The organism is Agrococcus sp. HG114 (genome assembly GCF_024723325.1).
Classification (GTDB): domain Bacteria; phylum Actinomycetota; class Actinomycetes; order Actinomycetales; family Microbacteriaceae; genus Agrococcus.
Genome location: NZ_JANQCH010000269.1, coordinates 1 through 581, shown reverse-complemented (window position 1 = coordinate 581; position 581 = coordinate 1). Strand labels below are relative to the sequence as shown.

Below are 581 nucleotides of genomic sequence, written 5' to 3'. Positions count from 1 at the left end.
GGCTCGCGACGAGCGAGCGCAGCGAGTGCCAGCTGTCGTCCGCGGCAGGGGCGGGCTCGGGGGTGAGCGGCGCGACGAACGGGGACGGCTGCTCGTCGTCGCTCTCGACGACGGTGAGCAGGACCGCGCTCCGCGCGGTCGCGACGGCCTTGACGAACGTGCGCAGCTCGTCGTGCAGCACGCCCGCGCGGGCGTCCTCCGTGGGCTCGCCGCCGAGCCGGTTCGCGCCGAGCAGGGAGCCGCGCGGGCGGAGGTTCGGCCACACCCCGTCCTGGAGGCCCGCGACGATCACGGTGTCGAGCTCGCGGCCCACGAACTGGCCCGGCGTGCCGATCGCGACGCGCGCGCCCTCGGCGCGCGCCGCGAGCGAGTCGTCGTCGACGCTCGAGGCCAGCCACGCGTCGACGAAGGCGCCGGTGTCGGCGTCCGGCCGCCGCTCGATGAGCCGCGCGACCTGGTCGAAGAGCGCGACGACCGCATCGAGGCGCCGATTGGCGAGCGAGCGCTCGACCCCTTCGGCCCCGAGCGCCGCCCGGCGCCACGCGTCGGCCACGCCGGCCGCGCTCCACGCGGCCCACAGC

The 581-nt window shown here is 77.6% G+C and carries 1 pseudogene; it reads right to left on the bottom strand.

Annotated features, from left to right (window positions below):
- Positions 1-581, bottom strand: a pseudogene (locus NWP09_RS13175) (ATP-dependent helicase); the annotation flags it as partial.